This window comes from Streptomyces chlorus, assembly GCF_042655885.1.
Taxonomy (GTDB): domain Bacteria; phylum Actinomycetota; class Actinomycetes; order Streptomycetales; family Streptomycetaceae; genus Streptomyces; species Streptomyces chlorus.
In genome coordinates, this window is the sequence record NZ_JBHSOA010000003.1 from 248,007 (window position 1) to 260,822 (window position 12,816).

A 12,816-nucleotide genomic window follows, 5' to 3' on the forward strand; every position below is an offset into this window, starting at 1 on the left:
GGGCCGGACAGCACGGCCGGTCACGGTGGCCGGCGCGGCGGCCGTTGCGGCGTCGCCCGGTGTCAGGTGCTGAACTCGACCGGCAGGCGGTCCAGCCTGGTCTCCCAGGTGGAGGCGGTCGAGGACAGCTCGTCCGGCGGCACCGCCAGGCGCAGGTCCCGCAGCCGGTGCAGCAGGACGTCCACGGCGATCTCGATGACGGCCTGGCCGATGTTCTGGCCTGGGCATTCGTGCGGTCCCCCGCTGAACGCCAGATGCGACTGGTTGCCCTGTACGGACACCCCGGAGTCCGGGCGGATCTCCGGGTCCTGGTTGCCCGCCGCAAGGCCCAGGACCAGCAGATCGCCCTCCTGGATCCGGTGACCGCCGATCTCCAGGTCGCTGGTGGCGAACCGGCCGGGCAGCACCGCGAGCGGCGGGCTGTTCCACATGACCTCCTCGACCACCGCGGAGATGTTCAGCCGGCCGCTGATCAGCCCGGACAGCCGCGCGGTGTCGGTGAGGACCAGCTGGAGTACCCGGGCGAGCAGGTTGCTGGTGGTGGTGTGGCCGGCGATCAGCACCAGGCGCAGATGGCTGACCACCTCCTCCTCGTCGAGCCGGGCGGGGTGCGCCAGCAGGGCGGTGGTGAGGTCGCTGCCGGGTTCGGACCGCTTACGGACGACGAGCGCGCCGAGGATCTTCTGGATGCGGCTGTCGTGCGTGACCGCGTCCTCGCCGCCCTTGAGGACCTGGGCGCACGACTCGACCAGGTCGCGTCCCTCGGCCTCGGGCAGCCCCAGGACGCGGGTGATCACCAGCATCGGCAGGTATTCGGCGTAGTCGCTCACCAGGTCGGCGCGGCCGGTGTCCGCGAAGGCGTCGATCTCCTTGTTCGCGAAGTGCGTCGCGTGCCGGCGGATGCCACGGCCGGCCGCGGCCTGGAGTCCGTCGGTGACGGCTCCGCGCAGCCTGCGGTGCGGCTCGCCGTCCTGGGAGACGCAGTCGGGGCGCCAGCCGAGCATCGGGACCAGCGGTGAGGTGTCCGCGACCCGCCCGTCGCGCTGGTCGCGCCAGATCCGGGCGTCCCGGGTGAACTGGCGTGGGTTGTCGAGGACCCGCCGGATGTCCCGGTAGCCCAGCACCAGCCAGGCCGGTACGTCGCCCTCCAAGAGCACCGGGGCGACCGGTCCGTGTTCCTTGCGCAGCCGTTCCTGGACGCCGGCCGGGTCGGTGGCCAGGTCCGGCCCGTACAGTCGGGCGGGGTCCGCGCCGTGGTGGGCGACGGGGCAGCCGCGGGTGTTCTCGCTCGGGTCACTCATCAGGACTCCACGGCCGCGGCCGAGCGGTCGCGCAGATGATGGATGAGGGTGACGAGCACGTCACGGCTGGCGGACCGGTCGCGGGCGTCGAAGGCGACGACCGGGATATGTCCGGGGATGTCCAGAGCGTCCCGGATCTCGTCCACCGGGTAGTCCTTGGAGTCGGGGAAGACGTTGAGGGCGATGACGAAGGGCACGTTCTGCCGTTCCATCTCCTCGATCGCCCGGAAGCTGGAGGCCAGCCGCCGGGTGTCGACCAGGACGACCGCGCCGAGCGCTCCCTTGAACAGCCCGTTCCACAGGAACCAGAACCGCTCCTGGCCGGGCGTGCCGAACAGGTACAGCACCAGGCTGTCGTTGATGCCGATCTTGCCGAAGTCCAGACTGACGGTGGTCTCCGTCTTGTCGGCGACGCCGATGAGCCGGTCGACGCCGGCGCTGGCCTGGGTGAGGGTCTCCTCGGTGGTGAGCGGCTTGATGTCGCTGACCGACCGGACCATCGTGGTCTTTCCGGTACCGAAGCCGCCGGCGATCATCACCTTCACCGAGCGGGTGTCCCCGGCCGTATGCCGACCGGCTTGGTCAAAGCCTTTCAAGTCCACTGAGTACCTCCTCAAGGAGCGCGAGGTCGGGCCCGCGGCCGGCGTCGTGGGCCGGAATGGGGTCACGGGCTTCGACGCGGCCTCCGTCCAGCAGGTCCGACAGCAGTACGGCGAGAATGTTGAACGGCAACCCGAGGTGGGCGCCGAGTTCGGCCACCGAGAGCGGTTCACGGCAGCGCCGGACGATCTCCTCGTGCTCGTGCTGCATCCCCGGAACGGGGTCCGAGCGGGAGACGACGAGGGTCGCCACGTCGAGGCTCGACGCCGAATCGCCCGGTCCGCTGCGCCCTCCGGTGAGGACGTAGTAGCGCTCGAGACCGGACGGGTCCGACGGCCGGCGGGGAGCACTCATCCAGAGTGCTCCTCCTGGCGCACAGTGGTGCCGAGCAGCTCACCCATTCTGCGGGCGAGGTCCCTCATCTGGTGTCCGAGCAGGCCCTGGTCCAAGCCCTCGCGGGCGAGGACACCGAGGTAGGTCTCCACGCCCGCCCGGACCACGAAGAGGTGGCCGCCGTCGACCTCGATCATCGCCAGCCGCAGTTGCCCCGCGTAGGCGGGGAACTGTTCGGCGACCGGCTGGGCCAGTGCCTGCAGGCCGGCGACCACGGCCGCGAAGCGGTCCACGTCGTCGGGGTCCTCCGCCCCGAAGGAGGTGATGGCCTTGCCGTCGCTGGAGGCCACAAGGGCGAAGCGGATCTCCTGGATGCTCTCGACGAGATCGCGGAGCGCCCAGCTCACGTCGTTTCCCTGGTGTGTCATGGGGTGTGGTCGCTCTCCTCGGTGCGGTGCTTCGTGTACTCACGTCCTGCGGAGGTGTCACCGGCGGTCGCCCCGGGCGCCGCGCTGGTGTCGTGTTCCGCGGATTCGCGTTCTGCGGATTCACGTTCGCCCACGTCACGCCCCGCGATGTCGCGGCCGGCGGTGGCGAAGGCGGCGAGTCCGGTGAAGGACGCGTCCGGTGGTACGGCGGTGACGGTGCTCCGCCCGCCGCGCTCGGACCGTCCGGTCTGCCGCGGCTCCGCCTCGGCCCGCTTGCTGCTGCGGCGCCGGGGCAGCCCGCCGGGCGTGGTGTCCACCGTCCCGGCGGACGCGGGGAACGTGTCGGAGCCGGGTGCCTCGGCGGAGTCGGCCGGCCAGAGGTCGGCCTCCCCGTCGTCGGTGACCGCGGTCCACGGCAGGACGGGCGCCGCGGCAGGCGTCCTGGCAGCGGGGGCGGCCGCGGCCTCGGTGGCCGCGGGCAGCGGGCTGAAGTACTTGTGCGGCACGACGACCACCACCGAGGTGCCGAGCCAGGGCGAGTCGGCGAAGGTGACGCGGATGCCGTAGCGGCGGGCGAGGACGCCGACGACCCGCAGGCCGATGTTCGCGTCCTCGGTGATGCCGCCGATGCCCGCGCCGGGCGCGGTGCCCGCGAGGGCGTGTTCGGCCTCGCGCTTCTTCTCCTCGCTCAGGCCCTTGCCGGAGTCCTGGATCTCGACGCCGACCCCGTTCGGGACCTCCCTGCCGGAGACCACCACGGGCTCGGTGGGCGGTGAGTAGCGCGCCGCGTTGTCCAGCAGGTGGGCGAAGATCAGCGTGAGGTGGTCCACCAGGCCGCCGTCGACGCCGAGTTCGGGCAGCCGGCGCAGCTGGACGCGGTGGAAGTCCTTGATCCGGCCGATGCCGCCGCGCATCACACTCAGCAGCCGCTGCGGCTCCTGCCACTGCCTGCCCGGCCGGTCCGAGCCGCCGAGGACGCCGACGCTGGCGGCGAGACAGTCGGCGGGGCCTATCTCCTGGTCGAGTTCCATCAGACCCCGGGCGACGGCCGGGAGGCGGCCGTGCTCACCCTGCATCTCATGCAGCCGGCCACGGAGTTTACTGGTCAGCACGTGGATGCGGTTGCCGATGCTGATGACGGCCTGTTCGGCGGAGGTGGAGCGGTCGAACTCCTCCTCGAGCGCCATCAGGGAGATCCGCAGTATTTTGCGCAGTTCGGCCTGGAGTTCGGCGCCGGCCTCGGCGCACTGGTGGACGCTCGGCAGCAGGTCGTCGATGGCGTCACCGGCGCGCAGGCGCTCGATCGCCTCGGGCAACTGCTCGTCGGCGAGCCGGGCCACCGCGGCGAGCTGATGCGCCAGCCGCTCCTCCACGGCCTCGGCCTGCTCGGCGAGTCGTGCGTCGTGGTGCTCGGCCTGCTCGGCGATCCGGGCTTCGTGACGCTCGGTCAATCCGGCCAGCCGTGCCTCGAAGTCCTGCGTTTGTTGGGCGAGTTGGTTTTCATGGGCGGTGCTCCGCTCGGCGAGGAGCCGTTCGTGCACGGCACTCTGTCCGACGAATCGCTTCTCCTGGACGGTGCGCTCGGCGGCGAAGTCCCGTTCCAGGCCCGCCGCCTGCTCCTGCCATTGCAGTGACTTCTGCGACTGCTCGACCTGTGCGGCACGGAGGGCTTCCTCGGCCCGGAACAGCCGGGTGCGGGTGCGGAGCAGCAGCCGTACGCACAACGCGCCGACCGCGGTGGCGGCGGCGCCGGCGACGGCGGCCGTTATTCGCTCCGAGCTCATGAACGTGGCGGCGATCGTCCCGCCACCCAGGCCCAGCGGCATCAGCCACCAGCTGTACCAGGCGACAGGGGGCCGCGCCGCCGGTGGCAAAGTGGCGAGTTCCATCTGCATCCTTCGAAGCAAGACGATCAGACACGGGGGGTGTGCAAGGGGACCGCACTCATGGGCACGTATCGCGAACCGGCGCGGCGCGATCGCTTCAACTCGCAGCGCCAGTAAGGAGCTTATCTGTTCCGACCGCAAAAGGATCAAGTTCGGGAGGTGGTGGAAGTGAGGGTTCCGTCACGCCTGCGAGGAGAGGTGGTAAGTGCAAGTGGCTTGATCCTTCTGGGTAGTTGACCATCCAGGCAGGTCCTGGGCCGCCCGTGACCGCGCCACGCGGCACCGGACTGGCCAGATTCGTAAGAACTCGGTCGCAATTCGAAGACATATGACGATCAAACATGCCCACATCCATGCGCCTGGGGGTAACTTGCAGTGCGAGGACTGGCGTTGGGGCCCGGTCCGTGCATGAAGCAGGCTGGAGGCGATGGCGTGGTGCGGCACCAACCTGCACCGCCTACCCGGTTTCTCCGCGTCCGTCAGGACCGGGGACACACGGTGCTGGATTTCCGCGGCGAGATCGACGTCGTCGCGGAGGTGGAGGTCGTCCCGCACCTGGACGCGGCGACCTCGGCCCCGAAGTGCCGCGTCGTGATCGATCTGACCCGGGTCGAGTTCCTGGACGCCTCCGGTCTGCGCCTGCTGTACCGCGCCCGGCAGCGGGTCCTGGAGCAGCACGGCAGTCTGCACCTGGTGTGCACCGACGCGCTGACCCTGCGGGTGCTGCGGATCACCGGTCTGGCCCGGCTGCTGCCTCCGCGGCCGACCCTGGACGCGGCCCTGGACCAGCCCGAGGCCACGCCGGGCCCGGTGTGAAGAGCGAGCGCCATTCGGTCGGCGGTGCGTCGCACAGGGCGCTCACGGACTCACCGTTGTGAATGCGCCGTACCGCCTCGGCGAGCGCCGGGGCGATGGACAGGACCCGCAGCTTGTCCGTGTGCTCCTCGGCGGGCACCGGGACGGTGTTGGTGCACACGATCTCCAGCACGTCGGGCTGCTCGCTCAGCCGCTTGAGCGCCCCGGCCGCGAACAGGCCGTGGGTGCAGGCCACCCGGATCGAGCGGGGGCCCAGTTCCCGTAGCCGGTCGAGCAGTTCGAGCACCGTGCTGCCCTTGGCGATCTCGTCGTCCAGGACGATGACGTCCCGCCCGGCGACCTCGCCGATGACGGAACTGATCCGCACCCGGTCGTCGGCGAACCGCTGCTTCGCCCCGGCCGCGACCTGCGCCCCGATGAGACGGGCGAACGCCGCCGCCTCCTTCGCTTTGTCCAGGTCGGGCGAGACGACGGTGGTGCGGCTGAGGTCGTACCGCCCGAAGTGCGACGCGAGTTCGCGCAGTGCGTGCAGATGGTCGACGGGCACCGAGAAGAATCCGTGCACCTGCGGTGCGTGCAGGGTCATCGCCAGGACACGGCTCGCTCCGGCCGCCACCAGGAGGTCCGCGACCAGTCGTCCGCCCATGGAGATGCGCGGGGCATCCTTCTTGTCGGAGCGGGCGTAGGAGTAGTGCGGCATCACGACGGTGATCCGGGAGGCGGACGCCCCACGGGCCGCGTCGCACATCAGGAGCAGCTCCATGAGGTGCTCCTGTACCGGTCTGACCAGTGGCTGCACCAGAAACACGTCGCGCTCGCGGCAGTTGGCCAGCAGCTGCACCTCCAGACAGTCGTTGGCGAACCTGCTGGCCCGGACGGGGCTGAGCGGCACGCCGAGATGCGTACAGACCTCCGCCGCCAGTTCCGGATGGGCACTGCCGCTGAACACGGCGATGTCTCGTACGGGTCGGCTCCTTGAATGATCATGTCGACCGGAAGGCTCATGCCACTGGCCCCGGCCCCCGGGCCGCCGCCGTCCGGTCACCGCGGGACACCGTCCGATGACCCCTTCGACCATCGTTTCGACGACTCCTCCAAAACTCCCGGCACGCCGTGCGCCCCCGCATGCTCCCCGCGGCGCCCTTCACACCTCAACTCCCGTGTCTGTTCCGTGAAGTGAGGGGCATTCGGTCAGTAGAAAGGAGGGCCGTCACCATGACGACTCCCATCAGACGCCTCCCCGGGCGCATGCCGGGCTGGGCGAAGGTACTCACCGCGGTGGTGGTGGTGCTCGCCGTGCTCTTCGCCGGGATCCGGCTGAGCGTCCTGCCGGGTCTGAAGGACCTGTTCGGTACGGAGACCCATGACCGCTCCGGTCCCGCGCTGCTGGAATCCATCCAGGACATCAGCCGGTACGACGCCGCGACCGGCAACTTCCAGGTCGTGGTGGACCTGGAGAAGGACACCAGGTTCCTGCCCGACGCGATCCGCGGCAGCCGCACCCTGTACGTGGGCGCGGGCACCGTCGACGCCTATGTCGACCTCGGAAAGCTCGGCAAGGACGACGTACAGGTCGACGAGGACCGTACGTCCGCGACCCTGCGGCTGCCGCACGCCCGCCTCGGCACTCCGGCGCTCGACCCCGAGCGTTCCTACGCCGTCTCCAAGGAGCGCGGGCTGCTCGACCGTCTCGGTGACCTCTTCTCGGACAACCCCAACAGCGAACAGGCCGTGCAGAAGCTCGCGGTGCGGCACATCGGCTCCGCGGCGAAGGAGAGCGAACTGACCACCCGTGCCGAGAGCAACACCACGGGGATGCTCGAAGGTCTGCTGCGCTCCCTGGGGTTCACGAAGGTGGACGTCTCCTACGGCGACTGAGCGGCAGCGGTGTCCGCACCGCCGGCGTAACGACGGCGCCCCGGGCGACCGGCCCATCCCATCCATGACAGCAGTTGACAGTCGGAGGACGGAATGACCCGTACAGTCTCACGCCCGCGCTTCGCGTGGCGCCGGAAGCCGGGCAGCGCCCCGCCCGGACGCGGCACCGGAGGCAGCGGGAGCGAGCGGCGTCCGCTCCCGCTGCCGGTCCGGCTGCTCGTGATGTTCTGCGCCTTCGCGTTCATGGTCGTTTTCGCGGTGGCGCTGGCCCGGCTCACGCTGCAGCCCTCCCCCGCCTCCGAGGCGCTGATCCACACCAATCTGCATCCCGGCCGTTCCCTGCGGGCCTATCTGGACCAGCCCGCGCTGCGCGACGCCGCCCGCCAGGTCGGCGGCAACCTCCTGCTGGGCGTGCCCTTCGGCGTCCTCGCGCCGGTGCTGGCGCCACGCACCCGCGGATTCGTGCAGGTGCTGCTGCTGACCGGGATCGTGATGCTGATGGTGGAGTTCGCGCAGGGCGCGCTGATCACCGGTCGTGCCTTCGACATCGACGACGTCATCCTGAACACCGGCGGGGCGCTGATCGGATACCTCATGCTGGGACGCCGGCTCAGCATGGCCGTGCACGCACGCAGGCCGAGGGCCAAGGCCGCGCCGAAAACCAAGGCCAAGGCCAAGCCGGCCGCCAAGCCGAAGGGCAAGGCGCAGAGCGGGCTGCGGGGCAAGGCGAAGGGCAGGGGCAGGGCCTGGACCAGGGCGGGGACCGAGGCGAAGTCCAAGGCGGAGACCAAGGCGGAGGCATGACCCGGGCCGCACGCCGGGCAGGAGCGGCGTCCGCCGCGGCGCCTACCGGCGCAGGGTCCAGGTGTACTTGTCCCCGCCGACCCAGCGGACCACGTCCGGGTCGTCGAGATCATGGACGGTGATCCCGAACGCGGCGGCGGCCAGCAGCACGTCGGTGATGGTCTTGGCCTCGCCGATCACTTCTCCGTCGATCTCCACGATCCGGAACGGCGGCGTACCGGGCTGTACGCCGAGCACCATGATCCGTGGATGGGTCATGTACAGGCTCGCGCTTTCGGTCATGCATACGAGCGTAGAACGCAAACCGGGCGAGCGCGGGTTGCGTGCCGACGGCGGGAGGGGATTCGAGCGGGCGCGTGGGGGCCTTCGGCCGCTGTCCTGGTCCCGTCCGTCGTGCCGCCGCGTGTGCCCAGGGTTCCCCTGGGCACACGCGGCGCGGCCCCCATGAGTCCCGTCGAGGCGCTGGACCGGATCGCCTTTCCGCTGGAGCGGTCCCTGGCACCGACGTACCGCGTCCGGGCCTTCCGTACCGCCGCCCGGGTGCTGACCGGGCTGGGCGCGGCGAGGCGCGCCCAGGGGCGGCGGCCGGGTCACTGGAGCAGCTGCCGGCCTGGACCAGGGGCGCGTGGTGCCCTCCGTGGCATCCGCGGTGACGGACCGGTGAGCCCGCACCCGTACGGCTCGCGAGGGCACCCGGGCAGGGGTGGCGCACATCACCGTAAAATTGGAGCATTCATCCATAACACTTGGAACACATCGGGACCGTATCCCGTTGAAGAGAATGTGGGTGCGGTAGGAACAGTGTCCCCGGGCCTCATCTTCCGCCCACAGGGACGATCGTTCGGCTGAAGCCCTGTGGAGCCTTCGCCGAGAGGCGACCGCCTTCCGTACCCACCACCGAGCCGCCCCGACCGTGATTCCCCCGTCGCGGTCGGGGCTTCCTCTTTTCCGTCCGCGGGCGGGGCCGGGCGGGGACTTCCCCGCTGCGCGGGCACGCCCCGTCGTACGGGTCCGCGATGCGCGTTACCCGGAGGCCTCGTCCGGTACCGGCTGCTCCGGGTCGGCGGAGGCCGAGTGCGGCGTGCCCCGCCGACCGGTCCCGGCCTCGTCCGTGTCGGGGACGTCGGGCTGCCGCTCACCGGGCGCATCCGGGGCGACCTCCCAGGGGTCCTCGCCCTCGCCCGCCTGCTGGTCGGGCAGATCCCGGGGGATGCCCCGGCCGTTCTCACCCGGTCCTTCGTGGCGGTGGTCGGTCACGGCACGCTCCCTTCTTCCGTAGGCCGTTGCGCTCTTCCGTACGCGTGCCCCGCGGGTACCGCCGCGGCACCCGGCGAAACGCTCAGCGCGGCGTCCGTTCCCGCAGAGCTCTGCGCCAGGCGGGCGGCGGGGATTCCGGATCCGGATCGGGGCGCCGTCCGCCGCGGGCGAAGAAGTCGGCGAGCGGCAGGATCGCGGCGCCGACCGTGACGGCGTCGGGGCCGAGGCTGCCCAGCTCGATCGTCACGTTCTCAGCGGGATGGCGCAGCGCGTACGACAGGGCGTGCTTGCGGACGGCGGGCAGGAAACGGGCGCCGAGCTGGAGGCCGGCCCAGCCGCCCATGAGGATGCGTTCCGGCTGGAAGAGGTTGATCAGGTCGGACAGGCCGGCGCCCAGGTACTCGGCGGTCTCCTCCAGCACGGCGAGCGCGACCGGGTCGGCGGCGGCGGTGTCTGGAGGGTAGGCGGCGGCGAGCATCGCGGTCAGCGCCGTCTCCTCGTCGGCGCCTCCGGGAACCCGGCCGCCTTCCTCCCGCCACCGGGCGAGCAGCGACTCGGCGCCCGCGTAGGCCTCCAGGCAGCCGAGCGCACCGCAGCGGCAGCGGCGTCCCCGCACTCGTACGGTCAGGTGCCCCCACTCGACCGCGCGGCCGTGCTCCGCCTCCGGGGTGACGAGGCAGGCACCGACGCCGGAGCCGAAGAGCACGACGAGGGCGTTGCGCGCGCCGCGTCCCGCCCCGAACCACATCTCGGCCTGGCCGAGGGTCCTGGCCCCGTTGTCGATGAAGCAGGGCACGCCGTCGGGCAGGGGCGAGCCGCTGCGCAGCAGGGACTCCAGTTCGATGGCGTCCCACCCGATGGTCTGCCCGTGCACGACGGCGCCCCGGTCGGGAGTGTGCTCGACGATGCCGGGGACGCCGATGCCGACACCGAGCAGCCGCTCGGGGGCGAGGCCGGCGGCGGCGAGCACCTCGGTGATTCCGGCGTGGATGTGGTCGACGATGACGTCGACCTCGTAGCGCTGCTGCTCCAGTGGGCGCTCGGCGCGGGCGAGTTCGGTGAGCGTCAGGTCGAACAGTTCGACGCGGACCCGGGTCTCGCCGACGTCCACGCCGATCATGTGGCCACTGCCCGGTGTCACCCGGAGCAGGGTGCGCGGACGACCGCCGTCGGAGTCGACGCTGCCGGCCTCCTCGACCAGGCCGTCACCGATCAGGTCGGCGACGACATTGCTCACCGAGCCGGAGCTGAGCCCGGTCGCCGGGCCGAGTTCGAAGCGGCTGAGCGGTCCGTCGAAGTAGAGCCGCTGCAGCACGGCCCCGCGATTGGCCCGCCTGAGGTCGCGTACCGTGCGCCCGTTCCGCCCCGCCATGTGGCTGCTCCTCCCGAACCCCTGACCGACCTGCAACATACCGTCGGGAACCGCCTCGGCGCGACTTTCTCGCACCCTTATTTAATGTGGTGAACTAAAGCTGTCCGCTCACACCGTCTCGGCGCCCCCGGAAAACCGTTGGATCGGGCTCCTTCGAGATCCTTACCGTGGGAAGGAAACCCGGGCCTTCCTGGTTTCGGCAGGCCGTACCAGGAGAACGCCGGAGAACCCCATGAGATCACTCACCGACCAGGACATACGCGGTTCCTTCGTCAATTGCTCAAAGGGTGAGGCCAAGCGTCTGTTCGTGCCGCGCGACCTCGGGGAGCGGGTCTGGGAGGATCTGGACTTCCTGGGCTGGCGGGATCCGGGCGCGCCCGACCGCACCTACCTGGTCACCGAGCGTGCGGACCAGGGACGTCTGGTCGGGGTGGCGCTGCGGTTCCAGCCCGCGCGACGCGGCTATCTGCAGCGCAGCATGTGCTCGCTGTGCCTGACGACGCATCCGCGCGGGGGCGTCAGTCTGATGACCGCGCGCCGGGCAGGCGCGGCAGGGCGCGAGGGCAATTCGGTGGGCGCCTACATGTGCGCCGACCTCGCGTGTTCCCTCTATCTGCGGGGCCGGAAGGTGCCGGAGTCGGGAATGCGGATCGAGGAGACCCTCACGCTCGACGAGCAGATCGCCCGCACCCTGGGGAATCTGTACGCCTTCCTCGACAAGGTGTGACGTCCCGGGGGCTCCGGTGGGCCATCGGTCCGCGCGCGTCCCCCGGGGTCCCTGAGCATCGCCGTGTCCCTCGCACGACTGCGGAACCTCCCGAAGACGTTCGACGCTTCCGGTGAGAGGGAAGCTTCGAAGGATGCGAGAGGTACGTGAGTGGACGGCGCCGGTCAGGAAGTTCGTCAAGCGGCACCGTGATCCGGAGTCCGTGCAGACGATCCGCTCGGCGGCCGCGGCGACGATCGCATACGTCATCGCGCTGCGGCTCAGCCCGGAGCCCGCCCCGCTCACCGCGCCGCTGACCGCGCTGCTCGTCGTCCAGGTCACCCTGTACTCCACGCTCACCACCGGCGTGCGCCGGGTGAACGCCGTGGTGGCCGGGGTGATCGTCGCCATCCTCTTCAGCCTTCTGGTGGGCCTGACCTGGTGGAGTCTGGGTCTGCTGATCCTGGCGTCGCTGATCGTCGGACACCTCGTACGCGTGCACGAATTCGTGCCCGAGGTGGCGATCAGCGCGATGCTGGTGCTCGGTGTGACGTCGGTCGGGGACGTGGCGTGGGAGCGCATCCTGGAGACGCTGATCGGCGCCGTCGTCGGACTCTCGTTCAATCTGTTCCTGGCCCCGCCGGTGTGGGTCGAGGAGGCCGGTGAGTCGATCGAGGGGCTGGCCCGGCGGGTGCGGCAGCTGATGCTGCGCCTGGGCGAGCAGGCCGCCGGGCAGCCGGCCCACCACGAGGCGGCGGCCCGGCTGCACGAGGCGCGCCGGCTCGATCACGACATCTCCGAGGTGGACGCGGACCTGCGGCAGGCCGAGGACAGCCTGCGGCTCAACCCGCGCGTGCGCGAGGGCCTGCTGCACCGGGTCGTGCTGCGCACCGGGCTGGACACCCTGGAGATCTGCACGGTCGTCCTGCGGGTGCTCGCCCGCACCTTCACCGACCTCGCGAAGGAACACGAGCCGGACCCCCTGTTCTCTCGGGAAACGGGTGCCGTCGTCGAACGGCTGCTGTCCGAGATCTCCGACGCGGTGGTCAGCTTCGCGGTGCTGGTCACCGCGAGTGTCAGTGAGAGCGCGGAGTCCGCCGAGGACCGGCTCATCGCCGCACTGCGGCAGGCCGCCGCCACGCGCGACCGGCTGGGCCGGCTGTTGCTGGAGGAGATCCGCAAGGACACCCGTCAGTGGCAGCTGTACGGCTCGCTGCTGGCCGAGGCCGACCGCATCCTGGACGAGATGGACACCGAGCACCGGACGCACCGGCTGATGGAGGAGCTTGACCGGCACACCCGTGAGCAGCGGGAGCGCATGCCCCGGATCACCCGGACGCGGGACCGGCTGCGCGTTCCCGGCCGGCTGCGCCGGAACCGTCGGGGCACCGCCGGGCGTTCTCGGTGAGGGAAGCCGGCGGCGGGCGGGTGCACC

At 70.9% G+C, this 12,816-nt stretch carries 12 protein-coding genes and 2 pseudogenes; 5 read left to right on the plus strand and 9 right to left on the minus strand.

The window, feature by feature from the left end:
* Window positions 1-62: 62 nt before the first annotated feature.
* From ACFPZI_RS01520 to ACFPZI_RS01540, 5 genes are read right to left on the minus strand one after another with little or no spacing between them, the layout of a single operon-like run.
* The gene (locus ACFPZI_RS01520) at window positions 63-1,301 is read right to left on the minus strand and encodes a cytochrome P450 (RefSeq protein WP_381357036.1); all 1,239 of its coding nucleotides are present in this window, start codon (window positions 1,299-1,301) and stop codon (window positions 63-65) included.
* A complete protein-coding gene (locus ACFPZI_RS01525) occupies window positions 1,301-1,903 on the minus strand; it encodes a GTP-binding protein (RefSeq protein WP_381357039.1) in 603 nt (200 codons plus the stop codon). The genes ACFPZI_RS01520 and ACFPZI_RS01525 overlap by 1 nt, the downstream gene beginning before the upstream one ends.
* Window positions 1,884-2,255, minus strand: a complete 372-nt coding sequence (locus ACFPZI_RS01530) for a DUF742 domain-containing protein (RefSeq protein WP_381357042.1) — start codon at window positions 2,253-2,255, stop codon at window positions 1,884-1,886. The genes ACFPZI_RS01525 and ACFPZI_RS01530 overlap by 20 nt, the downstream gene beginning before the upstream one ends.
* Entirely contained in the window at window positions 2,252-2,662 is a 411-nt protein-coding gene (locus tag ACFPZI_RS01535) for a roadblock/LC7 domain-containing protein (RefSeq protein WP_055594348.1), read from the minus strand. Before ACFPZI_RS01535 ends, ACFPZI_RS01530 begins: the two co-directional genes overlap by 4 nt.
* A complete protein-coding gene (locus tag ACFPZI_RS01540; RefSeq protein WP_381357045.1) occupies window positions 2,659-4,551 on the minus strand; it encodes an ATP-binding protein in 1,893 nt (630 codons plus the stop codon). The genes ACFPZI_RS01535 and ACFPZI_RS01540 overlap by 4 nt, the downstream gene beginning before the upstream one ends.
* A 405-nt stretch (window positions 4,552-4,956) precedes the next feature.
* Here ACFPZI_RS01540 and ACFPZI_RS01545 point away from each other — a divergent pair, with 405 nt between their 5' ends.
* Window positions 4,957-5,364 (plus strand): anti-sigma factor antagonist, encoded by a 408-nt coding sequence (locus ACFPZI_RS01545; protein WP_381357048.1) that lies wholly within the window; start codon window positions 4,957-4,959, stop codon window positions 5,362-5,364.
* Between the two features lie 13 nt (window positions 5,365-5,377).
* Here the strand turns inward: ACFPZI_RS01545 and ACFPZI_RS01550 are convergent.
* Window positions 5,378-6,319 (minus strand): annotated as a pseudogene (locus tag ACFPZI_RS01550) (ribose-phosphate diphosphokinase); the annotation flags it as partial.
* A 260-nt stretch (window positions 6,320-6,579) separates the two neighbouring features.
* Between ACFPZI_RS01550 and ACFPZI_RS01555 the strand changes: the two are divergent.
* Window positions 6,580-7,242 carry a DUF4230 domain-containing protein gene (locus tag ACFPZI_RS01555; RefSeq protein ID WP_381357051.1) on the plus strand — a complete coding sequence of 221 codons (663 nt, stop codon included), beginning with the start codon at window positions 6,580-6,582 and terminating at the stop codon, window positions 7,240-7,242.
* Window positions 7,243-7,335: 93 nt separating this feature from the next.
* Window positions 7,336-7,884, plus strand: a pseudogene (locus tag ACFPZI_RS01560) (VanZ family protein); the annotation flags it as partial.
* Between the two features lie 204 nt (window positions 7,885-8,088).
* Here the strand turns inward: ACFPZI_RS01560 and ACFPZI_RS01565 are convergent.
* The 3 genes from ACFPZI_RS01565 to ACFPZI_RS01575 all read right to left on the minus strand — a co-directional run bounded on the left by ACFPZI_RS01565 (window position 8,089) and on the right by ACFPZI_RS01575 (window position 10,675).
* Window positions 8,089-8,328, minus strand: a complete 240-nt coding sequence (locus ACFPZI_RS01565; protein WP_381357057.1) for a hypothetical protein — start codon at window positions 8,326-8,328, stop codon at window positions 8,089-8,091.
* Window positions 8,329-9,069: 741 nt separating this feature from the next.
* On the minus strand, window positions 9,070-9,303 hold the full coding sequence (locus tag ACFPZI_RS01570) for a hypothetical protein (RefSeq protein WP_381357059.1): 234 nt from the start codon (window positions 9,301-9,303) through the stop codon (window positions 9,070-9,072).
* 82 nt (window positions 9,304-9,385) lie between these two features.
* Complete coding sequence (locus tag ACFPZI_RS01575; protein ID WP_381357061.1) at window positions 9,386-10,675, minus strand: ROK family transcriptional regulator; 1,290 nt, start codon at window positions 10,673-10,675, stop codon at window positions 9,386-9,388.
* 232 nt (window positions 10,676-10,907) lie between these two features.
* Between ACFPZI_RS01575 and ACFPZI_RS01580 the strand changes: the two genes are divergently transcribed.
* Window positions 10,908-11,402, plus strand: coding sequence for an FBP domain-containing protein (locus ACFPZI_RS01580; RefSeq protein ID WP_381357063.1), 495 nt, complete (start codon window positions 10,908-10,910; stop codon window positions 11,400-11,402).
* A gap of 133 nt (window positions 11,403-11,535) precedes the next feature.
* The gene (locus ACFPZI_RS01585; RefSeq protein WP_381357065.1) at window positions 11,536-12,789 is read left to right on the plus strand and encodes an FUSC family protein; all 1,254 of its coding nucleotides are present in this window, start codon (window positions 11,536-11,538) and stop codon (window positions 12,787-12,789) included.
* Window positions 12,790-12,816 lie beyond the last annotated feature (27 nt).

Coding starts and splice junctions, on each gene's coding strand:
- ACFPZI_RS01585 (WP_381357065.1), top strand. CDS start 11,536: ATGCGAGAGGTACGTGAGTGGACGGCGCCGGTCAGGAAGTTCGTCAAG.
- ACFPZI_RS01555 (WP_381357051.1), top strand. CDS start 6,580: ATGACGACTCCCATCAGACGCCTCCCCGGGCGCATGCCGGGCTGGGCG.
- ACFPZI_RS01580 (WP_381357063.1), top strand. CDS start 10,908: ATGAGATCACTCACCGACCAGGACATACGCGGTTCCTTCGTCAATTGC.
- ACFPZI_RS01565 (WP_381357057.1), bottom strand. CDS start 8,328: ATGACCGAAAGCGCGAGCCTGTACATGACCCATCCACGGATCATGGTG.
- ACFPZI_RS01540 (WP_381357045.1), bottom strand. CDS start 4,551: ATGGAACTCGCCACTTTGCCACCGGCGGCGCGGCCCCCTGTCGCCTGG.
- ACFPZI_RS01545 (WP_381357048.1), top strand. CDS start 4,957: ATGAAGCAGGCTGGAGGCGATGGCGTGGTGCGGCACCAACCTGCACCG.
- ACFPZI_RS01530 (WP_381357042.1), bottom strand. CDS start 2,255: ATGAGTGCTCCCCGCCGGCCGTCGGACCCGTCCGGTCTCGAGCGCTAC.
- ACFPZI_RS01520 (WP_381357036.1), bottom strand. CDS start 1,301: ATGAGTGACCCGAGCGAGAACACCCGCGGCTGCCCCGTCGCCCACCAC.
- ACFPZI_RS01535 (WP_055594348.1), bottom strand. CDS start 2,662: ATGACACACCAGGGAAACGACGTGAGCTGGGCGCTCCGCGATCTCGTC.
- ACFPZI_RS01575 (WP_381357061.1), bottom strand. CDS start 10,675: ATGGCGGGGCGGAACGGGCGCACGGTACGCGACCTCAGGCGGGCCAAT.